Source organism: Amaricoccus sp., assembly GCF_017993425.1.
Lineage (GTDB): Bacteria > Pseudomonadota > Alphaproteobacteria > Rhodobacterales > Rhodobacteraceae > Amaricoccus.
In genome coordinates this window covers 17,687-37,493 of record NZ_JAGOMQ010000020.1, presented here as the reverse complement: position 1 = coordinate 37,493, position 19,807 = coordinate 17,687, and the positions used below count along the sequence as shown (strand labels likewise).

General features: G+C 67.8%; 20 protein-coding genes and 1 tRNA gene. 11 read left to right on the top strand and 10 right to left on the bottom strand.

The features are described 5' to 3' along the window. Positions 1–103 precede the first annotated feature (103 nt). Together ykgO and KBB57_RS11140 are read right to left on the bottom strand one after the other, a co-directional pair. Positions 104–229 carry a type B 50S ribosomal protein L36 gene (gene ykgO, locus KBB57_RS11145; protein ID WP_290749943.1) on the bottom strand — a complete coding sequence of 42 codons (126 nt, stop codon included), beginning with the start codon at positions 227–229 and terminating at the stop codon, positions 104–106. Between the two features lie 82 nt (positions 230–311). Further along, positions 312–386, bottom strand: a tRNA-Val gene (locus tag KBB57_RS11140). Positions 387–513: 127 nt separating this feature from the next. Here KBB57_RS11140 and KBB57_RS11135 point away from each other — a divergent pair. The 4 genes from KBB57_RS11135 to KBB57_RS11120 all read left to right on the top strand — a co-directional run bounded on the left by KBB57_RS11135 (position 514) and on the right by KBB57_RS11120 (position 4,689). Next, a complete protein-coding gene (locus tag KBB57_RS11135) occupies positions 514–1,374 on the top strand; it encodes an N-formylglutamate amidohydrolase (RefSeq protein WP_290749939.1) in 861 nt (286 codons plus the stop codon). A 25-nt stretch (positions 1,375–1,399) separates the two neighbouring features. Further along, complete coding sequence (locus KBB57_RS11130; protein WP_290749937.1) at positions 1,400–1,867, top strand: GFA family protein; 468 nt, start codon at positions 1,400–1,402, stop codon at positions 1,865–1,867. 53 nt (positions 1,868–1,920) lie between these two features. Next, on the top strand, positions 1,921–2,976 hold the full coding sequence (locus tag KBB57_RS11125; protein WP_290749934.1) for an alpha/beta fold hydrolase: 1,056 nt from the start codon (positions 1,921–1,923) through the stop codon (positions 2,974–2,976). A 666-nt stretch (positions 2,977–3,642) separates the two neighbouring features. Beyond that, a complete protein-coding gene (locus KBB57_RS11120; RefSeq protein ID WP_290749931.1) occupies positions 3,643–4,689 on the top strand; it encodes a class I SAM-dependent methyltransferase in 1,047 nt (348 codons plus the stop codon). Between the two features lie 491 nt (positions 4,690–5,180). Here the strand turns inward: KBB57_RS11120 and KBB57_RS11115 are convergent, their stop codons facing one another. Then, positions 5,181–6,440, bottom strand: coding sequence for a DNA polymerase IV (locus tag KBB57_RS11115; RefSeq protein ID WP_290749928.1), 1,260 nt, complete (start codon positions 6,438–6,440; stop codon positions 5,181–5,183). Positions 6,441–6,589: 149 nt separating this feature from the next. Between KBB57_RS11115 and KBB57_RS11110 the strand changes: the two genes are divergently transcribed. From KBB57_RS11110 to KBB57_RS11085, 6 genes are all read left to right on the top strand, one after another. Continuing rightward, a complete protein-coding gene (locus tag KBB57_RS11110) occupies positions 6,590–7,504 on the top strand; it encodes an RHS repeat domain-containing protein (protein WP_290749926.1) in 915 nt (304 codons plus the stop codon). Positions 7,505–7,883: 379 nt separating this feature from the next. Continuing rightward, positions 7,884–8,213, top strand: coding sequence for a DUF6572 domain-containing protein (locus KBB57_RS11105; RefSeq protein WP_290749924.1), 330 nt, complete (start codon positions 7,884–7,886; stop codon positions 8,211–8,213). 207 nt (positions 8,214–8,420) lie between these two features. Next, positions 8,421–9,386, top strand: coding sequence for an RHS repeat domain-containing protein (locus KBB57_RS11100; RefSeq protein WP_367272677.1), 966 nt, complete (start codon positions 8,421–8,423; stop codon positions 9,384–9,386). Between the two features lie 181 nt (positions 9,387–9,567). Next, positions 9,568–9,984, top strand: a complete 417-nt coding sequence (locus KBB57_RS11095) for a hypothetical protein (protein WP_290749921.1) — start codon at positions 9,568–9,570, stop codon at positions 9,982–9,984. Between the two features lie 479 nt (positions 9,985–10,463). Further along, a complete protein-coding gene (locus KBB57_RS11090; protein WP_290749918.1) occupies positions 10,464–11,210 on the top strand; it encodes a hypothetical protein in 747 nt (248 codons plus the stop codon). 284 nt (positions 11,211–11,494) lie between these two features. Continuing rightward, positions 11,495–12,094, top strand: a complete 600-nt coding sequence (locus tag KBB57_RS11085; protein ID WP_290749917.1) for a L,D-transpeptidase — start codon at positions 11,495–11,497, stop codon at positions 12,092–12,094. A gap of 56 nt (positions 12,095–12,150) precedes the next feature. On the opposite strand, the gene KBB57_RS11080 is transcribed toward KBB57_RS11085, so the two are convergent. The 6 genes from KBB57_RS11080 to KBB57_RS11055 form a co-directional block, all read right to left on the bottom strand. Next, positions 12,151–13,221 carry an ABC transporter ATP-binding protein gene (locus tag KBB57_RS11080; protein WP_290749914.1) on the bottom strand — a complete coding sequence of 357 codons (1,071 nt, stop codon included), beginning with the start codon at positions 13,219–13,221 and terminating at the stop codon, positions 12,151–12,153. 26 nt (positions 13,222–13,247) lie between these two features. Further along, positions 13,248–14,207: a levansucrase gene (locus KBB57_RS11075; RefSeq protein ID WP_290749911.1), complete on the bottom strand. Its 960-nt coding sequence runs from the start codon at positions 14,205–14,207 to the stop codon at positions 13,248–13,250. Between the two features lie 11 nt (positions 14,208–14,218). Then, positions 14,219–15,097, bottom strand: a complete 879-nt coding sequence (locus tag KBB57_RS11070) for a carbohydrate ABC transporter permease (RefSeq protein WP_290749907.1) — start codon at positions 15,095–15,097, stop codon at positions 14,219–14,221. After that, the gene (locus KBB57_RS11065) at positions 15,097–16,173 is read right to left on the bottom strand and encodes a carbohydrate ABC transporter permease (protein ID WP_290749904.1); all 1,077 of its coding nucleotides are present in this window, start codon (positions 16,171–16,173) and stop codon (positions 15,097–15,099) included. The genes KBB57_RS11070 and KBB57_RS11065 overlap by 1 nt, the downstream gene beginning before the upstream one ends. 137 nt (positions 16,174–16,310) lie before the next feature. After that, positions 16,311–17,579, bottom strand: a complete 1,269-nt coding sequence (locus tag KBB57_RS11060; protein WP_290749902.1) for a sugar ABC transporter substrate-binding protein — start codon at positions 17,577–17,579, stop codon at positions 16,311–16,313. Between the two features lie 19 nt (positions 17,580–17,598). Continuing rightward, complete coding sequence (locus KBB57_RS11055) at positions 17,599–18,654, bottom strand: LacI family DNA-binding transcriptional regulator (RefSeq protein ID WP_290749899.1); 1,056 nt, start codon at positions 18,652–18,654, stop codon at positions 17,599–17,601. 185 nt (positions 18,655–18,839) lie between these two features. On the opposite strand from KBB57_RS11055, the gene KBB57_RS11050 reads away from it, so the two are divergent. Beyond that, entirely contained in the window at positions 18,840–19,001 is a 162-nt protein-coding gene (locus KBB57_RS11050; RefSeq protein ID WP_290749896.1) for a hypothetical protein, read from the top strand. Positions 19,002–19,072: 71 nt separating this feature from the next. Here KBB57_RS11050 and KBB57_RS11045 read toward each other — a convergent pair whose 3' ends face one another. Continuing rightward, the gene (locus tag KBB57_RS11045) at positions 19,073–19,807 is read right to left on the bottom strand and encodes a dienelactone hydrolase family protein (RefSeq protein WP_290749893.1); all 735 of its coding nucleotides are present in this window, start codon (positions 19,805–19,807) and stop codon (positions 19,073–19,075) included.

Genomic DNA, 19,807 nt, shown 5'->3' with positions numbered 1-19,807 from the left:
CGTGTCCCGGCACGGGGAGCCGGATCGCCGGGGCCGCCGACCCCCAAAAAACGACGAGGCCGCGCCCGTCGCCGGGCGCGGCCTCGTCAGGAATTGTCCGGGATCAGCCCTGGCGCGCCTTGAAGCGACGCTGGGTCTTGTTGATCACGTAGACACGGCCCTTCCGGCGCACGATCCGGCAGTCGCGGTGGCGCGCCTTGAGGGAGCGAAGCGAGTTCACGACCTTCATGGCCTCTCTCCTCTGTCTGGGCGCGCGGGGAGCGGACCCCTGCGCCTCGGGTTGCGGTCGTCCCCCCGGGGGAGGAAGTGAATGGTGGGCGTAACTGGGATCGAACCAGTGACCCCTACGATGTCAACGTAGTGCTCTCCCGCTGAGCTATACGCCCGTCGTCCGGGCATGCGGGAGCCCGGACGTCGCGCCGTCTATATGGTGATGGCCGGCCGGGTTCAAGACATTTTGCCGCGGCCGCGCGAGCCCCTATAGTCTCCCCGTCAAGCCCTTGCGGGAGCGCCATGTCGGATCCGGTCTACCATCTCGCGCTGCCCGCCGAGCGCGCCTCCTGCGCCGTCTTCAGCTCTCCCCACAGCGGCCGCGACTACCGCGCCGCCTTCCCAACGCCGCCGCGGCTGTCGCTCGAGCAGCTCCGCTCCTCCGAGGACGCCTTCGTCGACGAGATCTTCGCCGACGCCCCCGCCTTCGGCGCGCCGCTCCTCGCCGCCCGGATGCCGCGGGCCTGCGTCGATCTCAACCGCGCGCCCGACGACCTCGATCCGGCGCTGATCCACGGCGCGGTCCGCCGCTTCCTCAACCCCCGCATCGCCGCCGGGCTGGGGGTGATTCCGCGGGTGGTCGCCGAGGGTCGGCCGATCGTCGAGGGCAAGCTGCCGCTCGCCGAGGCGCAGCGCCGGCTCGCCGCCTACTACCACCCCTATCACGCCCGCCTGCGCGGGCTCGTCGACGAGAGCCGGGCCCGGTTCGGGGTCGCCATCCTCTACGACTGCCACTCGATGCCGCGCGACGCGCTCGCCTCCGCCCCGACCGTGCGGGGCCGGCGGCCGAACGTGGTGCTCGGCGACCGGTTCGGGGCGGCCTGCGACCGCTGGCTGATCGACGCGGCGACCGACATCTTCGCCGCCGCGGGCTTCGTCGTCGCCCGCAACGCGCCCTTCGCCGGCGGCCACATCACCCAGACCTACGGCCGGCCGGCCGCCGGGGTGCAGGCGCTGCAGATCGAGATCGACCGCGGCCTCTACATGGACGAGGCGCGGGTCGAGAAGCTCGGCTGCTTCGGCGAGCTCCGCGCCCTCGTCGCCGGGGCCGCGGCCGAGCTCGCCCGCATCGGCCCGCGCCCCGCCGCCATCGCGGCCGAGTAGGCCGCCCGCAAAGGATTCCCCGGTGATGTTGCCCGACTTCCCCGTCGAGGGCGGCTGCCAGTGCGGCGCGGTCCGCTACCGCCTGACCGCGCCGCCGCTCTCGGTCTACAACTGCCACTGCGTCGACTGCCGGCGGGGGAGCGGGTCGACGCACGAGATGTCGATGCCGGTCCGGCGGGACGCCCTGCGCCACCTCTCCGGGGCGCTCGCCGGGTTCGACAAGACCGCGGAGAGCGGCCGGGTGGTGCGGATGCAGCGCTGCGCGGTCTGCGGCTGCAAGGTCTGGAACGAGCCGCTCGCCTTTCCGGAGCTGGCGGTGGTGAAGCCGGGCACGCTCGACGACTGCTCCTGGGCGGTTCCCGTCGGCAATATCTGGACCGATCATCGCCTGCCGTGGGTGGCGATCGACCCGCGGCTCGTCAACTTCCCGCGCCAGCCGCCGGACCGGCGGCCGCTCTACGACGCCTGGGCGGCGGCGACGCGCCGGGGCTGAGGCGGGACGCGGGACGGGATCCCGCGGCGGCGGAAGGGTGGTATCCTGCGGGAATGCTCCAGCAGAGCATCCAGTTCTGCGCCTCGCGGGACGGAACCCGCATCGCCGTCGCCTCCTGCGGGCGGGGGCCGGTGATCCTGCGGGCGGCGCACTGGCTGAGCCACTGCCAGTACGACCTCGAGAGCCCGGTCTGGCGGCCGTGGCTCGAGGCGCTCGCCGCCGGCCACCGCTTCGTCCGCTACGATCCCCGCGGCTGCGGGCTGTCGGACCGGTTCGTGGCGGACCTCTCGTTCGACGCCTGGCGGGAGGATCTGGATGCGGTGGCGGGGACGATCGCGGAGCCGCGGTTCGTGCTGCTCGGGGTGTCGCAGGGGGGCGCGCTGGCGATCTGCCACGCCCTCGCCCATCCCGAGCGGGTCAGCCGCCTGATCCTGATCAACGCCTACGGGCAGGGCGGGCGGGTGCGGGCGCGCACCGAGGCGGAGCGGCTGGAGGCGGAGACGCTGGTCAACCTGATCCGCATCGGCTGGGGGCGGGAGAACCCGGCCTTCTGCCAGTTCTTCACCAACCTCTTCATCCCCGGCGGAACGGCGGAGCAGCACCGGTGGTGGGGGGATCTGGAGCGCGAGACCGCGAGCGCGGAGGTGGCCGCGGCGCTGCTGCGGGAGATGCAGGGCATCGACGTGCTCGACGCGGCGCGCGAGCTCCGGGTGCCGACCCTGATCCTGCAATGCCACGACGACATGCGGGTGCCGTTCGAGGAGGGCTGCAAGCTCGCCGCGGCGATCCCGGGGGCGCGGTTCGTGCCGCTCGACAGCCGCAACCATGTGCTGATCCCGAGCGAGCCGGCCTGGGAGACGCTGCATTCCGAGATCGCCGCCTTTCTCGGCGAGGAGGGGCCGGCGCGGCGGCCGGCGCTCGACGGCGCGGGGCTGACGCCGGCGGAGGCGGCGGTGCTCGACCTGATGGCGGCCGGCCTCGACAACCGGGCGATCGCGGCGCGGCTCGGCAAGCGCGAGAAGACGGTGCGCAACCAGGTCTCCACCATCCTCGACAAGCTCGGGGTGGAGAGCCGCGCGCAGGCGATCGTCGCCGCCCTCGCGGGGTGAGGGAGAGGCCTCGCGCGCGACACGTGGGTGTTCACGCGTGAAAATTAGGCAAGCCATTGATTTTATTGAGTCGGGTTTTTGTGAACAGCAAGCCTGGCACACTGCACGACAGGAGCCGGTCGCCGCCCAAGGCTGCGGCGCTCGCCCCGACCGAAGCGGGCTCTGCCCGCGAGGCTGCGGCGCGACAAGCGAAAGCACGGCTTTCGCCGCGCCGACGGCTGGAGCGCGGTTGCGCGCGGAAGCCGTCAGGGGCGCAGATTTCTGCGGGAGCGCGCAATCCGTCCGTGATCGCCCCGGCGAGCGCGGAATCGCGCTCGCCCCCCGCAGGGGCGATCGCGGACGGATTTGCCACGGGTCAAATCCGTCTGGCTTCACCGTCCCGCACCCTCCCGACCGATATTTCTCTCCACTGTCGTGTAGTGTGCGAGCCTGGCCGCCCTGCACGATTCTTGCCTTGTCCCACATGACACGACGCCAGGGCCCTGCGCCCTCATGGCCGATCGCCCGCGACGATGTCGGACGGGCCCGCCCGGGCCGGGACGCCGGTCCCATCCGGGGCGAGAATTTCCCGGCCGGCGCGGGACGCCCGCCTCATGCGGCGCCGGCGGCGTGCGCCTATCCCGGAGACGGGCGGCGGGTCGCGTCGCCCGAATCGGGAGACGTCAGATGGCACTGGACGATACGGAACTGAACGCCTTCGTCGGCAAGGTGCTGGGCGACATCGGCGGCGCGGTCAGCGTGCCGCTGGTCCGGATCGGCGACGCGCTCGGCCTCTACGCCGCGCTGCGCCGGATCGGCCCCGCGACCGCCGAGGCGCTGGCCGAGGCCACGGGGTGCGCGCCGCGCTATGTCCGTGAATGGCTCAGCGCGCAGGCGGCGTCGGGCTACGTCAACCATGCCGAGGGGCGGTTCTGGCTCGACGGGGCGCAGGCGGCGGTGTTCGCCGAGCCGGACGGGCCGGTGAACCTGATCGGCGCCTTCGACACCGCGGCGGCGATGGTCGAGAACCAGGCCAAGGTGCAGGCGGCCTTCCGCACCGGCAAGGGCGTCGCCTGGGGCGACCAGGCGGGGTGCCTGTTCTGCGCGGTCGCCCGGCTGTTCCGGCCCGGCTACCTGAACGCCCTCGTGCAGGAGTGGCTGCCGGCGCTCGACGGCGTCGTCGAGCGCCTGACCGCCGGGGGGAAGGTGGCCGACGTCGGCTGCGGCCACGGGGTCTCGACGATCCTGATGGCGCAGGCCTTCCCGCGGTCGGAGTTCGTCGGCTACGACTTCCACCCGGGCTCGATCGCCGCGGCGACGGCGCATGCGCTCGCGCACGGGGTGGGCAACGTCCGTTTCGAGGTGGCGCGCGCGCAGGACTTCCCCGGCGGGGACTACGACCTCGTGACCTGCTTCGACTGCCTGCACGACATGGGCGACCCCGAGGCGGCGGCTGCGCATGTCCGCCGCCGGCTGAAGCCGGAGGGCGTCTGGATGGTGGTCGAGCCGGCGGCCGGAGACCGGCTGGAGGAGAACCTGAACCCGGTGTCGCGGGTCTACTACTCGGCCTCGACGATGATCTGCGTGCCGACCTCGCTGGCGCAGGAGACGGGCGCGGCGCTCGGCGCGCAGGCCGGCGAGCGCCGGATCGCCGACGTGATCCGCGCCGGCGGGTTCACGCAGGTGCGCCGCGCCGCGGAGACGCCGCTCAACATGGTGCTGGAGGCGCGGTGACGGGCGGCCGGGGGTTGGCGGGCGCCTGCCCTGCCTCGGCGCCCGCCAGCCCGGCCGGCGCTTCGCCAGCGCCGTCGACGGCCGCATGTCGCCGAAGGCGCGGGCGGACGCCGGCGGCTGGCAGACCATCCGGATCCCCCGCAGCAGCGGCATATCCACCCCGACGGCCCCGGGGAGAAAGGCCGCGCGGCTCATCTCGCGCCGCGCAAAACGCGCTCGCCGTGGCACAAACTGGCACAAAAATCCGACCCGCCGGCCGATGATCCGCAAGCCGATGACGACACGGCAAAAAAAGAGGCCGTGCGCTAGGCACGGCCCAAGTTTAGGGAGGAAACGCCCGTAGGGCGTGTATGATGCAACGCATCACGGCCTCTACATTATGACGCGCCGCAGCATAGTCAACGCCTGCGTCGCAGATCGGCTGCGATTCTTTTGGGGGAGGGGGGTAAATGCCCAAAAAAACGCCCGAGCGCACGCTAGGCGCTAATAAATCAGCCAAGCGCACGTCCAAGTTGCAGAGCCTGCGCTCCAAAGCGGTTTCTGATCGCGTCTGATACCCGCTCGGCGGCAAGGCGCTTGGCGTCGGCAGGGTCGAGGAGGTCTCCCGCGGCGTCGTCGGCAGCGGCCGATGCGAGCTCCGAGGCCCCGATTCCGAGCAGTCGGAACGGGCCCGCGCTCATTTCGCGCTGCAACATGGGCAGGGCGGCGCGGTAGAGGCGGTCGGCCATCCGGGTGGGGCCGGAGAGCTTGACGCGGCGGGTGAGGATGTGGTGGTCGGCCTGCTTGAGCTTCAGGGTGACCACGGATCCGGCGATGCCGGCGGCCTTCAGGCGGGCGGAGACCTCTTCGGCGAGGCCCCAGAGCACCGGGGTCAGCGCGGCGAGGTCGGCGATGTCCTCGGCGAAGGTGGTCTCGCTCGACACCGATTTCGGCGGCCGGTCGGGCGAGACGGGGCGGTCGTCCTCGCCGTGCGCCAGCCGCCAGAGGCGGTCGCCGAGGACGCCGAAGCGGGCGGCCAGCGCCTTGCGGTCGCGGCGGCGGATGTCGGCGAAGGTCCGCAGCCCCTCGGCGGCGAGCGCGGCGGCGGCGGCGGGGCCGACGCCCCAGATCGCGGCGACGGGGCGGGGCGCGAGGCTGTCGAGGGTCTCCGCCCGGCCGATGACGCTGAAGCCGCGCGGCTTCCCGACCTCGGAGGCGAGCTTGGCGAGGAACTTGTTGTGCGAGAGGCCGACCGAGACGGTGACGCCGAGCTCGGCCTCGACGCGGGCCTGGAGGCGGAGGAGGAGGACGGCCGGGGCGGCGCGGTGCAGGCGCGCGGTGCCGCGGAGGTCGAGGAAGGCCTCGTCGAGGGAGAGCGGCTCGACGAGCGGGGTCAGGGCCTCCATCATGGCGCGGATGGCGCGGCTGACCTCGACGTAGCGGCGCATCCGGGGCGGGACGACGACGGCCTCCGGGCAGCGGCGGCGGGCCTCGAACATCGGCATGGCGGAGCGGACGCCGGAGAGGCGGGCGATGTAGCAGGCGGTGGAGACCACGCCGCGGCGGCCGCCGCCGACGATGACGGGGCGGTCGCGGAGGGCGGGGTCGTCGGCCTTCTCGATCGAGGCGTAGAAGGCGTCGGCGTCGACATGGGCGATGGCGAGGGCGCCGAGCTCGGGATGGGCGAGGACGCGCGGCGAGCGGCAGGACGGGCAGCGGGGGCCGCCGTCGAAGGGGGCGAGGCAGTCGCGGCAGATCGCGGCGAGGTCCATGGGCGGCAGGATAGCAGGCGGGCGGGCGGGGGCAAACGGCGGTGACGGGCGTGGGCGGCGGCCCGGGGGGGCCTCCCGGGTTCCGGCCGTCCGGCGTGACGGCGCGGAAGTCGCGGGGCTTTCACGCGGCGGGCGATTGACCCGGGGCGATGAAGGCGCTCGACCGCGGGCTCGGCGGCAGGACGATGACGTACGACGCCGAGAACCGGGTGACCTCGGCGATGCTGGGTGGGGTGACGACGAGCTACGCCTACGGGGCCGACGGCACGCGGCGGAAGCGCCGGACGGACGGGGTCACGACGCTGACCATCGGGCCGATCGAGGTGCGCAACTACCGGGTCGCCGGCGAGGCGCTGCTGCGCTACCCGACGCCGTGGTTCCGGCTCCACGGCGGCAGCCTGGCGACGTTCCACCGCGACCAGGTCGGCTCGATCCAGCTGATCAGCGACGCCGCGGGCCAGCAGGGCAGGGTCACGACCTACCAGCCGTTCGGCGAGGCGCGCGACGTGGACGTGAACCCGCTCGCGCAGCCGGAGACGCAGGGCTATGTCGGCGAGCGCTTCGACGCGGGGCCCGAGCTGCAGTTCCTCAACGCGCGGTACTACGACCCGAAGCTCAGCCTCTTCACCTCGCCGGACTGGCTCGAGGTAACGGATCCCGGCGTGGGGACCAACCGCTACGCCTATGCCGGCAACAGCCCGGTCAACAACGCCGATCCGGGCGGGAACTGCCCCTCCTGCATCGGGGCAGCGATTGGGGCTTTGGCGGGTGGTATAGCTCAAGGTCTAAGCGACCTCACAAACGGCCGTCTCAGCAGCCTTCAAGAGTATGGCGCTTCGATAGGGACGGGTGCCTTGATCGGCGCAACGTTCGGCATCGCGGGGCCGGAAGCCTTGGGTGCTCGGATCGCCATAGGTGCGGCCAGCGGCGAGCTCGGAAGCCTTACCCATTCCGCCGCGCGGGGCAATGGGATGCCAAGCCCCTTGATCAGCTCATGGGTATCGTCAGTGGTGGAGTTCTGGGGGCCGTCATTCCGGCACCTCTTGCGCGGCCCGTTAACCTAAATATGGAAGCCGCTGTAGGAAAAGGACTAACAGCAGCGGAGCAACTTGCGGCTAATCGAGCTGCTGGTGTCGAGTTTGAGCGCGCCGTAGGGCTAGAACTAAGTCAGAGCGGGCTTTTTGTTGGACAGCAAATCACAATTAGGACAAGAAGCGGTGTGCCAACTCGTTTGGACTTTCTCACTGAAAACCCAGTGACAGGTGAGATTGACTGTGTAGAATGCAAAGCCTCGCTAAGCGCACCTTTAACCCAAAATCAAATGCTAGCTTTCCCCGAAATTCGTACTAGTGGCGGTACGATCGTTGGAAGGGGTAAGCTTGGCTTTCCTGGGGGAATGCAGATTCCGCCAACCGCCGTCCAAATCCGACGAGGGCCATAATCATGTCCGTTGATCAAACAGATACAATAGACTTTGCCACTATCGACAAAGATTCCGGGGACCTTTGGCTTACGATCAGCGATCACTTGCCTTGGGGTGAGGAGGAGGGGCGGCATCTCATTATCCTGCAAAATAAAATAAACTCTTATTTAGAATTTATCGAGAGTGGTGAGATCCTAGAGAGGATCCCTGATTCTAGGGGAAGAAAAATAGTTATAAATCTTATTAGCAAATATCCTCTAAGCCAAAGGGCTGAAACTTTTTTAGGAAAGGCGCAGGCTGCGGTGGAAGGCGTGGGTTTTCGGTTGCAGCACTCTGTTAAGCTGAGTTGAGGTAGTTGGTATTATCTAATTTTAGCGAGATCGTCGCCGGCTTCTATATATTTCCGTCCGCAAAGAAATGCCGTACTTGCGGGCGCAGGACGCCAAAGGCGACTGCCCTCCTCCGACGACTGCCAGTCCGTCGCCCTCCACCTACGATGCTGCGGGCTCGATGCGGTCGAAGACCGGCGGCAGGACGATGGCTTGGGACGCCGCCGGGTGAACGACGTCACGACGCTGACCATCGGGCCGATCGAGGTGCGCAAACTACCGCCTCGCCGGCGAGGTCCTGCTGCGCTACCCGACGCCGTGGTTCCGCCTCGACGGCAGCGAGCTGGCGACCTTCCACCGCGACCAGGTCCGCTCGATCCAGCTGATCGGCGATGCCGAAGGCCGGCAGGGCAGGGTCGCGACCTACCAGCCCTTTTCGGCGAGGCGCGCAATGTGACCGTGAATCCGATCGCACAGCCGGAGACGCAGGGCTATGTCGGCGAGCGCTTCGACGCGGGGCCGGAGCTGCAGTTCCTCAACGCCCGCTACTACGACCCGAAGCTCAGCCTGTTCACCTCGCCGGACTGGCTCGACGTGACCATCCCGGGCGTGGGGACCAACCGCTACGCCTATGCCGGCAACAGCCCCGTCAACAACAGCGATCCAGGCGGGAACTGCCCCTCCTGCATCGGGGCGGTGGTGGGGGCGCTGGTTGGCGGTCTTGTCGAGCTGGCAAATGATCTGAGCGACGGGAATATCTCGCACAGCGCAACCCAGTATGCTGCGGCCGTAGGGGGTGGCGCTGTGATCGGCATGACAGGGGGCGCCGCCGCTCCCGCGCTTCTTGGCGAACGGGTGGCCATCGGCGCCGCTACCGGGGTGCTGGCAACCAATGTCGACAGCGCAGCCAGATATGGGACGCAACCTGGCCTCGGAGCGCAAGTCATAGGAGCGATAATCGGTGGCGTATCCGGATGTATAACTCGACCTGCCGTAGAGGAAAAACTGGCAGTCGGCACGTTTGATCTTGGTTCACGCGGATCTAAGAATACATTAATAGCACAGAATATCGCGGATTCGGGGTGGCGACGAGAACAGTCAACACACGTGCACTTGCTATGCACGGGAATTCAGCGGCATCTCCTCGGACTGCCTACGTGTATGAGCTGTATGACATTGATGGTACATTTTTGAAAAATGGCATCGCCCAGAACATGCGAACGCGCTACACAAAGGGATACTTGGAGGATAAATTTATGATAGAGATTGCCAGTGGTAGAAGAAGTGATATGCTGGCGTTGGAACGGCAGCGAACATTGGCAAATCCTGGGCCACTCAACCGTGAACCATGGGCAGTTAAGATAAGGGTTAGCCAATGATTTCACTTGGCGTTCAGTTTGGTGGCCCCGAACATTCAGCATCTATCATCAATAGATCTCTAATTACCGCGGCCAGAATCGCTGTGAGTGTTCGTGATCAAGAATATAAATCTCTCAATGAAGGTTGGATTAACCCGATTTACATCGTCCCAGGAACGGTGTCCAAACCAGATTTTGAGGGGTGCAAGCTGGGCCACTTCTCGAAGAAAGATAAAGGGCTAGTGGTTGCGATTGCGGTTCCGCAATCAGTCGCGGATGGCGAAGAGATTAATAGTTTTATCGGGTTATCTTTGCGAAATGCCGCTCACATAGCAGCGGAATACTTCAAATGCAACAAGATCAGCTTTTCGACGTTGAAGGCAGAAAAAATCATTCTATCGATTGAGGCGGAACTCCAGCGAATGGTGGCCTGAAGCTTTGCTGGAGAAAGCACTGCGGTCGGGGCCTACCGATACGACGTCGCCAACCGGCCGAGCGGCTTCGGCGCGTATGTGGAGAGCATCGGCTACGACGCCTGGGACAACCCGGTCCGGCTCGTCTACGAGATTAGTAACAGCCTATCCATCAGGGAGGACACCTCCTATGCTCGCACGCACAATAGGGTACCGCCACTAAACGTCAAAGAGCGCCCATGGTTGTCTCTCCCACTTAGGTAAACATAATGGAAGTATTTTTTAGCTCTGAGGCAAATAGGGAAGTTGGAAATAGGTTGCACGTTATATCTGTAAGATCTCAGAAAATATGCGAGAAAATCATAAGCCGTACATCTCTTGAAGATCTTGATATAGAAGTTCGATACATTCCAATTGTTATGGAGAAATCCGTTATAACTAACCTCCAGAATAGGTCACGCCTCCATCGAAACAAGCGTATCTACGATCACTCCCCGTGGTTGGACTTTGCGACCTTTCGGGATGGTTCGTGGCCTGATCAGGTCCGGATCTTTCTGGATGGACTCAGAACCTGCGCCACACGCCTGCCGGAACTCGGCGCTGGCTCCGGGCAAGTTCAAGCGTTCTGCGACATGCTCGATCAGGTTGAAGGGCGTCTCAACGAAGAAGGCCCCCCATCAGAGGAGCGGAAGGTTACAGTCATCCCCCCTTCGAATCGGCTGCCGTCCAAGGCTGAGATCGCACGGGGATTCTCCGCCATGCGACGAAAAGACGCCGCAGTGGATCGAGACACTATGAGGATTTCTGATCCCGCGAGACGCATTGCCGGCTTCCGACTAACAGCGGAATCCAAGACCTATCTGAGCGACCGGTACGCCGATGCACCGCTCTACTATCGCAACTACCGCTCGGGGACCGAAAGCGAGGATTTCCGGGCGCTTGGTCCGGCATCGGAGGATGCCGCGGTTCGGGCAGTCCAAGAGGCGGCGCATCGGAGCGTCGCGCGCCTCGCCGCGGAGTTTGGCTTGGACCCGGACGCGACGATTGCACGCTTTGCGGACGATCGGGTGTCGATCGGCCTAGGACGGGATTTTCGGAAAGCGGAACTGAGGGAAAGAGCCGAGACCAGAGCAAGGCGAGGAGAAAAGCCCGAGTCTAGGAAAGAAAGCAATGCACAGATCGATGCGTTTCATCAACAGGCCCGCATGATTTTCCAAGAAGCAATCCTAAAGGTGCAGGATGTCTGAGTGGAAACTGACACTACAATTAGGCATGTGAAGCTATCGCTCCATGCGCCGACGAGGGGCAAGGGCGTCGGTCTCCGCCTGCGGCGGATCGAGTCTCGGGTTCGGGTCCCAAAGCCCGGAGAGGGTGCTCCGGCACATGAAACCGTTGCATCCGGTGATCGTCCGCCGGATTACGTGCTGGGTTTTGACGTTCGTTCCGCTATGGTGACGCTCCTCAATAGGGGAACGCGCGGGCGGGCGACCGGCGCCGCGGCAGGACCACAAGAAACGGAACAGGCAAGACCATGAGAGACGAAGACTTCCGGCCCGGGCGCCGGCGGTTCGCGAAGGCGGCCGTGGCTGGCGTGGCGGGATTGGCGCTGGGGGGACCGGCGCTGGCGCAGGCGATCGATCCGCTGGCGGGGGACGGGACCGGCGAGCCGCTGACGCGGCGGGTGTCCGGGGCGATCAGCCGGGACTGGCGCGACTATTTCGACTCGGTCGAGAACGAGGCGATCCTCGCCGACATCACCGACCGCAGCCTGCACTACTGGGGGGCGGACGGGTTCTATCGCATCTATCCGACCTCGGTGCCGATGAGCGAGGAGATGGTCCGGCGCGGGCGGACCGAGATCGTGGCGAAGCGGCCGGAGCCGGAATGGCGGCCGACGCCGACGATGATCGAGCGGAACCCGGACCTGCCGCGCTATGTCGGGCCGGGGCCGGACAATCCGCTCGGGGTGCGGGCGATGAACCTCGGCTGGCAGTACTACCTGATCCACGGCGGCAACGACATCCGCAAGATCGGGCGGCAGTCGTCCTCGGGGTGCATCGGGCTCTATAACGAGCACATCCTCGAGGTCTATGACCGGGCCAGGATCGGCACGCCGGTGCTGGTGATCTGATAGTGAGGGCGTCCCGCAGTGGGACGCCGGAGACCATCTCAAATCACAGCTTCCGCTCAGGCCGCCTCGAAGAGGTGCGCCTTGCTCGGCTCGAAGCCGACGAGCAGCTCGGCGCCGAGGTCGAACGGGCGATCGCCGTCGAGGGCGACGACCACGCGGCCGCCCGCGGTCAGGTCGACGTTGACCACGGTCTCGGTCCCCAGGCGCTCGACGAGCGAGACGCGGCCGTGCAGGTGGCCGCGGTCGGCCCCCTCGCCGGGGTGCAGGAACTGCGGCCGCACCCCGAGGACGGCCCGTCCACCCGAGCGGAAGGCGCCGATCGCGCGCGGGATCGACACCGGCTCCAGCGCCGGCGAGGCGACGACGACGCCGCCGTCGCGGGCCTCCTTCACCTCGACGTCGAGGAAGTTCATCTTCGGGCTGCCGAGGAAGCCGGCGACGAACTGGTTCGCCGGGTTGTGGTAGAGCTCGAGCGGGCTGCCGACCTGCATCACCTCGCCGGCGCGCAGCACCACGATCTTGTCGGCCAGCGTCATCGCCTCGACCTGGTCGTGGGTGACGTAGATCATCGTCGCCTCGAGATCCTTGTGGAGCTTGCCGATCTCCATCCGCATGTCGACCCTGAGCGCCGCGTCGAGGTTCGACAGCGGCTCGTCGAACAGGAAGACCTTGGGCTTGCGCACGATCGACCGGCCGATCGCCACGCGCTGCCGCTGCCCGCCGGAGAGCTGCGACGGCTTGCGGTCGAGCAGGTGCTCCATCTGGAGGACGCGGGCGGCCTCGCCGACCGCGCGCTCCTTCTCGGCCTTCGGGGTGCCGGCCAGCGTCAGGCCGAAGCCGATGTTCTCGCGCACCGTCATGTGCGGGAAGATCGCGTAGGACTGGAAGACCATCGCGATGCCGCGCTCGCGCGGCTGCTCGTCGTTGACCCGCGCGCCGTCGATGTAGAGATCGCCGCCGGTGATCTCCTCGAGCCCCGAGATCATCCGGAGCAGCGTGGACTTGCCGCAGCCCGAGGGGCCGACGAAGACCACGAACTCGCCGTGCCTGATGTCGAGGCTCACGCCCTTGATGATGTCGACCGTGCCGTAGCTTTTCTTTAGGTCGACGAGCTTCACGTCCGCCATGTCGTTTCCTCCAGTCTCGCTTGTTTTCAGCCGAGGCGCAGCCAGCCGTCGGCGTCGATCGTCACCGGCGCCGGGTCGGCGATCTCGCCGACGAAGGCGCCGCCGTTCGGATTGGCGATGAAGCCGAGGAGCACGAGCCCCTCGCCGGTGTCGACGATCCGCGCCGCGTAGCGGTCGACCGCCGGGTCGCCGTCGAGGAACGGCCCCGGCGCCACCGTCCAGGGCCCGCGCGGATCGTCAGCGACGAGATAGTGGTTCCCGCGGACCGGCGCGCCCGGATAGGTCGCGCGATAGGCGTCGGCATAGTGCTCCGGCGCGGTGCAGAAGAGGCAGTACCAGCGTCCGCCCCTCTCGAAGACCTGCGGCACCTCGAGCTGGCCGAAGTCGCCGGTGGTGTAGACCGGGTCCTCCAGCGTCCAGGCGTAGAGGTCGGGCGAGGTGGCGAAGCCGATCGCGCCGCCGGCGTTCGGCTCCGCCCGCCCGGGCACGCGGGCGGTGAAGAACATCATCCAGCCGCCCTTCGGGTCGCGCATCACCCAGGGGTCGCGCATCGCCCGGTCCGGCCAGTGGCCGGGCGTCAGCTCCTCGTAGCGCCCGTCGATGTCGAGGGCGAGCCCGCTGCCGACGCGGGTCCAGCTGTGCAGATCGGTGCTCGTCGCGTGCCCGATGCGCTGCTTCAGCCCGTCTTCCGAGCGTGAGCCGCCGGTATAGAAGAGATGCCAGAGGCCGTCGTCGCCCCGGACCACCGAGCCGGTCCAGGTGGTGCAGTCGTCCCAGGCCGGCCCCTCGGACGGGGCGAAGGCCGTGCCCTTGTGCTCCCAGGTCCGCAGGTCGCGGCTGGTCGCGTGGCCCTGGCTGACGTTCCAGTGCCGCAGGTCGGGGTTCTCCAGCGCCTTGTCGGCCTGGAGGAAGAAGGCGTGCCAGAGGTCGCCGTCGCGGACGTACCAGCTGTCCCAGACCCATTTCGTCGGAAGTGCAATCGTCATTGTCGTGGTCCTCAGCCCTTCACGCCGGTCGAGGCGATCGAGGAGATGAAGGCGCGTTGCAGCACCAGATAGAAGGCAAGAACGGGAACGGTGATCACCGAGAGATAGGCCATGATCTCGCCCCAGACCGGATTGAGCTGGAAGAAGTACTGGAGGCCGACCATCACCGGACGGAAGCCTTCGTCCTGCGTCACCATCAGCGGCCAGAGATACTGGTTGTACATGGCGAGGAACTTCAGGATCGCCCCCGTCGCGAGCACCGGGCCGGACAGCGGCATGACGACCTTGCGGTAGATCTGGAACCAGGTCGCGCCCTCGACGCGGCAGGCCTCGATCAGCTCGCGCGGCAGATCCTTGAAGAACTGGACGAAGAGGAAGATCGTCAGCCCGTCGGCGATGAACGGCACGATCTGCACGCGGTAGCTGTTGAGCCAGCCGACGCTGAAGCCGTCGGTGGAGAGCCACGGCAGGTTGTTGACGACGATCAGCATCGGGATGGCGATGGTCTCGAACGGCACGATCAGCGTCGCGATGATGATGGCGAGCACGAGATCCCGCCCGCGCCAGTTCAGGAACACGAAGGCGAAGGCGGCGAGCGAGCAGACGAAGAGCGAGAGCACCACCGTGACGCCGGTGACCAGCACCGAGTTGAAGATGAAGGTCGCCACCGGCGCCCGCCTGAACGCCCCGAGGTAGTTGTCGATCGAGATGTCACCGACCGGCAGGAACGCCCGCAGGTTGGCGGTGTCGGCGAGGAGCTGCGCGTCCGGCTTCAGCGAGGACATCAGCATGAAGAGCAGCGGGAAGATGAAGATCAGCGCGCCGAAGACCAGCAGCGCATAGCGCCAGGTCCGGTCCCAGGACATGTTCCTTCCTTCGACGGTCGCCATCACTTCTTCTCCCGGGTCAGATAGCCCTGCACGAGCGAGATCGTCAGCACGATCAGGAACAGCACGACCGAGATCACCGAGCCGGCGGCGATGTCCTGCTTGCGATAGCCGCGCTCGACGGCCTGGAACACCATGGTCTGCGTCGAGTCGACCGGTCCGCCCTTGGTCATCACGTCGATCTGCGCGAAGAGGGCGAAGGCCTGCATGGTGATGACGATGAGCACCAGCACCGCGGTGTTGCGCAGGCCGGGCCAGGTCACGTAGCGGAAGGCCTGCCAGCGGCTGGCGCCCTCGATGTTCGCCGCCTCGTAGAGCGTCGGCGAGATCGACTGGAGCCCGGCGAGCCAGATCACCATGTGGAATCCGACCGCCTGCCAGATCGACATGGCGATGATCGCGCCCAGCGCGGTCGACGGGTTGCCGAGCCAGTCGACCGGCTGGAACGCCCCGAACGTCAGCCACGAGAGCAGGTTGTTGAGCAGCCCGTTGTCGCCGTCGTAGATGAACCGCCATAGCAGCGCCACGACGACGATCGAGACCACCACCGGCATGAAGTAGACGGTGCGGAAGAAGTTGATGCCCCTGAGCTTCTGGTTGATCATCACCGCCAGCAGCAGCGCCAGCCCGCCCTGCAGGGGCGCGACCACCAGGACGAAGAGGAACGTGTTGCGGAGCGCCTTCATGAAGATGACGTCGCTCGCCAGCACGTAGACCCGTTCCTCGCCCCAGCCGAAGCTGAACCATTCCTGCTTGCCTTGCAGGTTCGGATAGTCGGGATTGTTGCGGGTATAGGTGCGCAGCCGCGGATAGGTCGGCTGGCCGTCGTCGTCGAGCACCACCGCGCCGCCGTCGTCGCGCTCGGGCTCGAGCGTCAGCGTCGCGACCCCGAGCAGCCGCTGGAAGTTCGCCGTGCCGACCCATTCGGTCGGGTTCGGCGAGAACAGCCGCTGGTTGGTGAAGCTGAAATAGAAGGCCAGCGCGAAGGGCACGATGATGAAGAGCATGATCAGACCGATCGCCGGGGCGGCCATCGACCAGCCGGCACGGTTCGAGGACAGCAGACGGGTTCCTGCCATGGGCCTTTTCCCTGAAGCGAGAGGGTTGGGGTCCGGCCCCCCGGGAGGAGTGGGGGACCGGATCAGGGCGTCCCCGTCTGGCCGGGAAATGCCCTGATGCTGTTGCCTGGGGCCGGCGGTCGCGCCGCCGGCCTGGGTCAGTGGCCGTAGCCCTTGTTGTTCTCGATGTCCGCGTTGATCTCGTCGACCGCGGAATCGAGGACGGTCGCCACGTCGGCGCCGTCGGCCATGTCGGAGAGGGCCTTGCGGAACACGACGCTCTCGACGACGTAGCCGGGCGTGACGGGCCGCACCAGCGCCTGGGCGGCGCTGAGATCGTAGAAGGCCGCCATCGGCGCGCCCGCCTTGTAGTTCTCCGTCATCTGCGCCGCGGCCGCCGTGGCGGGGGCGAGCCCCGAGGCGTCCGAGAACATCGCCTGGTACTTGTCCTGCATCGCGAAGCGGATGAAGGCGTTGGCGCCCTCCTGGTTCTCGCCCTGCGCCGAGGCGGCGAGCTGCCAGGACCCGGCGCCGATCTTCGGCCCGCTGCCGAAGTCCGGGGCCGGCAGGAACAGCACGTCGTCGCCGAAGGCCTCGATGACGGCCGCCGCGTTCCAGTTGCCGCTCCAGGTCATCGCGTACTTGCCGTCGCGGAAGCCGAAGGCCTGGAGCCCGGCGGCGGGATCCTGCGAGGTGCCCGGCGCCAGCTTGTCCGCGAAGAGGCCCTGCCACCACTCGCCGAACGCCATGGCCTCGTCGCCGTTCAGCACGCCTTCCGCGGTCTGGTAGGTCGAGCGGTCGACGATGTCGCCGCCGAAGCTCTGCAGGAACGGCGAGAAGGCGTAGGGATACCACTCGACCTTGTCCCACATGCCGAGGTCGAGCGGATACTCGAAGTCGCCGCTGTCCCGGATCGTCACGAGCGCCGCGTTGAACTCGTCGCCGGTCCAGGGCTCGTCGAGCGTCGGGATGCGGATGCCGTACTTTTCGAGCGTCGACTTGCGGGTGATCATCGCCACCGCGGCGTCCCAGAGGCCGACCGAGTAGATCTTGCCGTCCCAGCGGCCGATCGCGCCGGGCAGGAAGCCCTTGAGCTCCTCGTCCGCGATGTCGAGCGGCGCCAGGTATCCGGCCCAGGCCCAGTTCGGCATCACCGGCCCGTCGACGTCGATGATGTCCGGCAGCTCGCCCGAGAGCGCCGCCGCGGTCACCGAATCGTTGTAGGAGGTCTGCGGAAACTGCTGGAGCGTCACCTTCCAGTCCGACTGGGAGGCGTTGAAGTCGTCGACCATCTGGCCGAAGATCCTCGGCTCCCACGGGTTTCCGGCCCCGTGCTGCCAGAACGTGAGCTCGGTCTGAGCCGCCGCGCCCCCTGCGAGGCAGGTCGTCGCGAGCAGGCCCGCGCCGATCCGCGCCAGTATCGTCATTGTCTTCCTCCTGGTTTGCTTATCTGTCGGGCCGCGCCGGCCCTGGAATCACCGAGTCGCGCCACCTGAGCGCGCCCGGAACCTCGATCCGGGCGCCCGCCGCGATCGGCGCGCCCCCGCGCAGCTCCCCGAGCATCAGCCGCGCCGCCGCCTCGCCCATCCGGGAATAGGGCAGCTCCATGGTGGTGAGCTGCGGATAGAGCGTCTCCGAGATCACCCGGTAGTCGTCGTAGCCGGCCACCGACATCTCCTCCGGCACCGCGAGGCCCCGCGCCCGCAGCAGCCCGTAGACCGCGACCGCCAGCCGGTCGTTGCCGCAGCAGAGCACGGTCGGCGGCGCGTCGAGCGCCAGCAGCCCGGAGATCGCCGCGTCGAGCGCCTCGCGCTCCGCCGGCCCGCCGTCGCGGTCGGCGTCGATCACCAGCGCCGGGTCGTAGGCGATGCCGGCCTCCTCGAGCGCGCGCCGGTAGCCATCGAGCCGCAGCCCGCGCGCGACCAGCTCGGTCGCCAGCGTCAGGAAGCCGATGCGCCGGTGCCCCGCCGCGATCACCGCCGCGACCAGCGCATGTTCCCCGTGGCGATCGTCCGGCACCACGCACGGCGTCCCGGCCGCGTCGAACGCGTTCACCAGCACCAGCCGGTCGCCCGGTCCCGCGATCGGAAAGTCGATGCGCATGTGGTGCTTGGCGACGTAGAACAGCCCCTCGACCCGGTGCTCGCGCAGCGTCCGGGCGAGGGCGGGCACCCGCTGGACCTCGCCGCCCGAGTCCGAGATCAGCAGCGTCATCCCCTCGGCCGCCAGGGTCTGCTGGATCGCCTGCACGATGAAGAGGTCGGGCAGGCCGCCGCCGCCGACCTGGCTGCCGCTGATCGCGCCCGTCACCAGCCCGACGAGGCCCGTCCGCCCCGACCGCATGGTCCGCGCCGCGCTCGACGGGACGTAGCCGAGCTGCCCCATCGCCGCCTCGACCGCCGCCCGCGTCCGGACGTTCACCGGCGCGTCGCCGTTCATCACCCGGGACACCGTCTTGGGAGAGACGCCGGCAGCCTTCGCAACGTCATAGATCGTCGCCATCGAGATCACCCATCCCGCACGGTTTGTCCACCGGTGTCATGACATCGGTGTCAATACGCGCTTGTCGTGATTCGCGCAAGGCCGAAGCAGAGTCGGCTGGTTCGTCCGATGTTCCCTGCCGGCAGGATCGCCATCCCGACGCTGCGCGACTGGATCAAGCTGGAGACCGCGGCCTGCGGCTGCCGATGCGGCCGTACCAGGCGCGCCACGCGCTGGCGTCGATCCTCGTCAACCGGGATCCGGCAAGCTGCCGCAGGTCGTGGCCCTTGCTCGGGGACAGGATCTCGACGGTCGAGAAGACCTACGCCGGGGACGAGGACCGGCTGGTGGCCGACGCCAGGCCATGATCCCGACGGTCAGCACACTGATATCGTTTAGAAATTCTGGAGACGCCCCGCATGGGGCGCCGCCGTGGCTGTCAGCCCGGAAGGCGCTCGCCGAGGAAGCGCTGGAGGGCGGCCCAGGATTCCTGGTCGGCGCGCTCGCGGTAGTTCTCGGAGCCGAACACCGTGAAGGCGTGCGGCGCGCCGGAATAGACCTGGATCTCGTAGGGCACGGCGGACGCCTCCATGCCGGCGACGAAGGCGGCGACGTCGGCGAGCGCCGGGGTCTTGTCGGCGCCGCCGTGCAGGATGAGGACGGGCGGGGAGTCCTGCGGCCACGTCGCCTCGCCGCCCGGGATGCCGGCGTGGAAGGTGGCGAAGCCGGCGACGCCCACCGGGGCGCCGGCGCGGGCCGTGGCGAGCGTCACGGCGCCGCCGAAGCAGTAGCCGATGAGCACGACGTCGTCGGTCTTGCTGTGCCGTCCGGCCTCCTCGATTCCGCCGAGGACCAGCGCCCGGAGTTTCCCGGGGTCGGAGAAGGCGGCCTTCATGGCGGCCATGCGGCCATCGACGGTGTCGGGGCGGACGCCGGCGCCGTAGACGTCGAGCGCGAAGGCGTCGTAGCCGAGCTCTGCCAGCATGTCGGCGCGCTTGCGCTCGTAGTCGCCGACCCCGTCCCAGTCGTGGACGATGACGACGAGCCCCTTCGGCTCGGCGGCGGCGGCGAAGTAGCCCTCGAGCGCCGTGCCGTCGACCTCGTAGGCGACGTCCTCGGCCTGGGCGGCGCCGGCGGCCAGGCCGAGCGCTGCGGCGGCGATGATGCGGATCAT

Excerpts from the sequence above, each read along its gene's own strand:
- KBB57_RS11080 (WP_290749914.1), bottom strand. The coding sequence starts at position 13,221 with ATGGCGGACGTGAAGCTCGTCGACCTAAAGAAAAGCTACGGCACGGTC.
- KBB57_RS11115 (WP_290749928.1), bottom strand. The coding sequence starts at position 6,440 with ATGGACCTCGCCGCGATCTGCCGCGACTGCCTCGCCCCCTTCGACGGC.
- KBB57_RS11120 (WP_290749931.1), top strand. The coding sequence starts at position 3,643 with ATGGCACTGGACGATACGGAACTGAACGCCTTCGTCGGCAAGGTGCTG.
- KBB57_RS11060 (WP_290749902.1), bottom strand. The coding sequence starts at position 17,579 with ATGACGATACTGGCGCGGATCGGCGCGGGCCTGCTCGCGACGACCTGC.
- ykgO (WP_290749943.1), bottom strand. The coding sequence starts at position 229 with ATGAAGGTCGTGAACTCGCTTCGCTCCCTCAAGGCGCGCCACCGCGAC.
- KBB57_RS11055 (WP_290749899.1), bottom strand. The coding sequence starts at position 18,654 with ATGGCGACGATCTATGACGTTGCGAAGGCTGCCGGCGTCTCTCCCAAG.
- KBB57_RS11125 (WP_290749934.1), top strand. The coding sequence starts at position 1,921 with ATGCTCCAGCAGAGCATCCAGTTCTGCGCCTCGCGGGACGGAACCCGC.
- KBB57_RS11065 (WP_290749904.1), bottom strand. The coding sequence starts at position 16,173 with ATGGCAGGAACCCGTCTGCTGTCCTCGAACCGTGCCGGCTGGTCGATG.
- KBB57_RS11105 (WP_290749924.1), top strand. The coding sequence starts at position 7,884 with ATGTCCGTTGATCAAACAGATACAATAGACTTTGCCACTATCGACAAA.
- KBB57_RS11070 (WP_290749907.1), bottom strand. The coding sequence starts at position 15,097 with ATGGCGACCGTCGAAGGAAGGAACATGTCCTGGGACCGGACCTGGCGC.
- KBB57_RS11045 (WP_290749893.1), bottom strand. The coding sequence starts at position 19,807 with ATGATCCGCATCATCGCCGCCGCAGCGCTCGGCCTGGCCGCCGGCGCC.
- KBB57_RS11135 (WP_290749939.1), top strand. The coding sequence starts at position 514 with ATGTCGGATCCGGTCTACCATCTCGCGCTGCCCGCCGAGCGCGCCTCC.
- KBB57_RS11050 (WP_290749896.1), top strand. The coding sequence starts at position 18,840 with ATGCGGCCGTACCAGGCGCGCCACGCGCTGGCGTCGATCCTCGTCAAC.
- KBB57_RS11085 (WP_290749917.1), top strand. The coding sequence starts at position 11,495 with ATGAGAGACGAAGACTTCCGGCCCGGGCGCCGGCGGTTCGCGAAGGCG.
- KBB57_RS11075 (WP_290749911.1), bottom strand. The coding sequence starts at position 14,207 with ATGACGATTGCACTTCCGACGAAATGGGTCTGGGACAGCTGGTACGTC.
- KBB57_RS11095 (WP_290749921.1), top strand. The coding sequence starts at position 9,568 with ATGATTTCACTTGGCGTTCAGTTTGGTGGCCCCGAACATTCAGCATCT.
- KBB57_RS11130 (WP_290749937.1), top strand. The coding sequence starts at position 1,400 with ATGTTGCCCGACTTCCCCGTCGAGGGCGGCTGCCAGTGCGGCGCGGTC.
- KBB57_RS11110 (WP_290749926.1), top strand. The coding sequence starts at position 6,590 with ATGAAGGCGCTCGACCGCGGGCTCGGCGGCAGGACGATGACGTACGAC.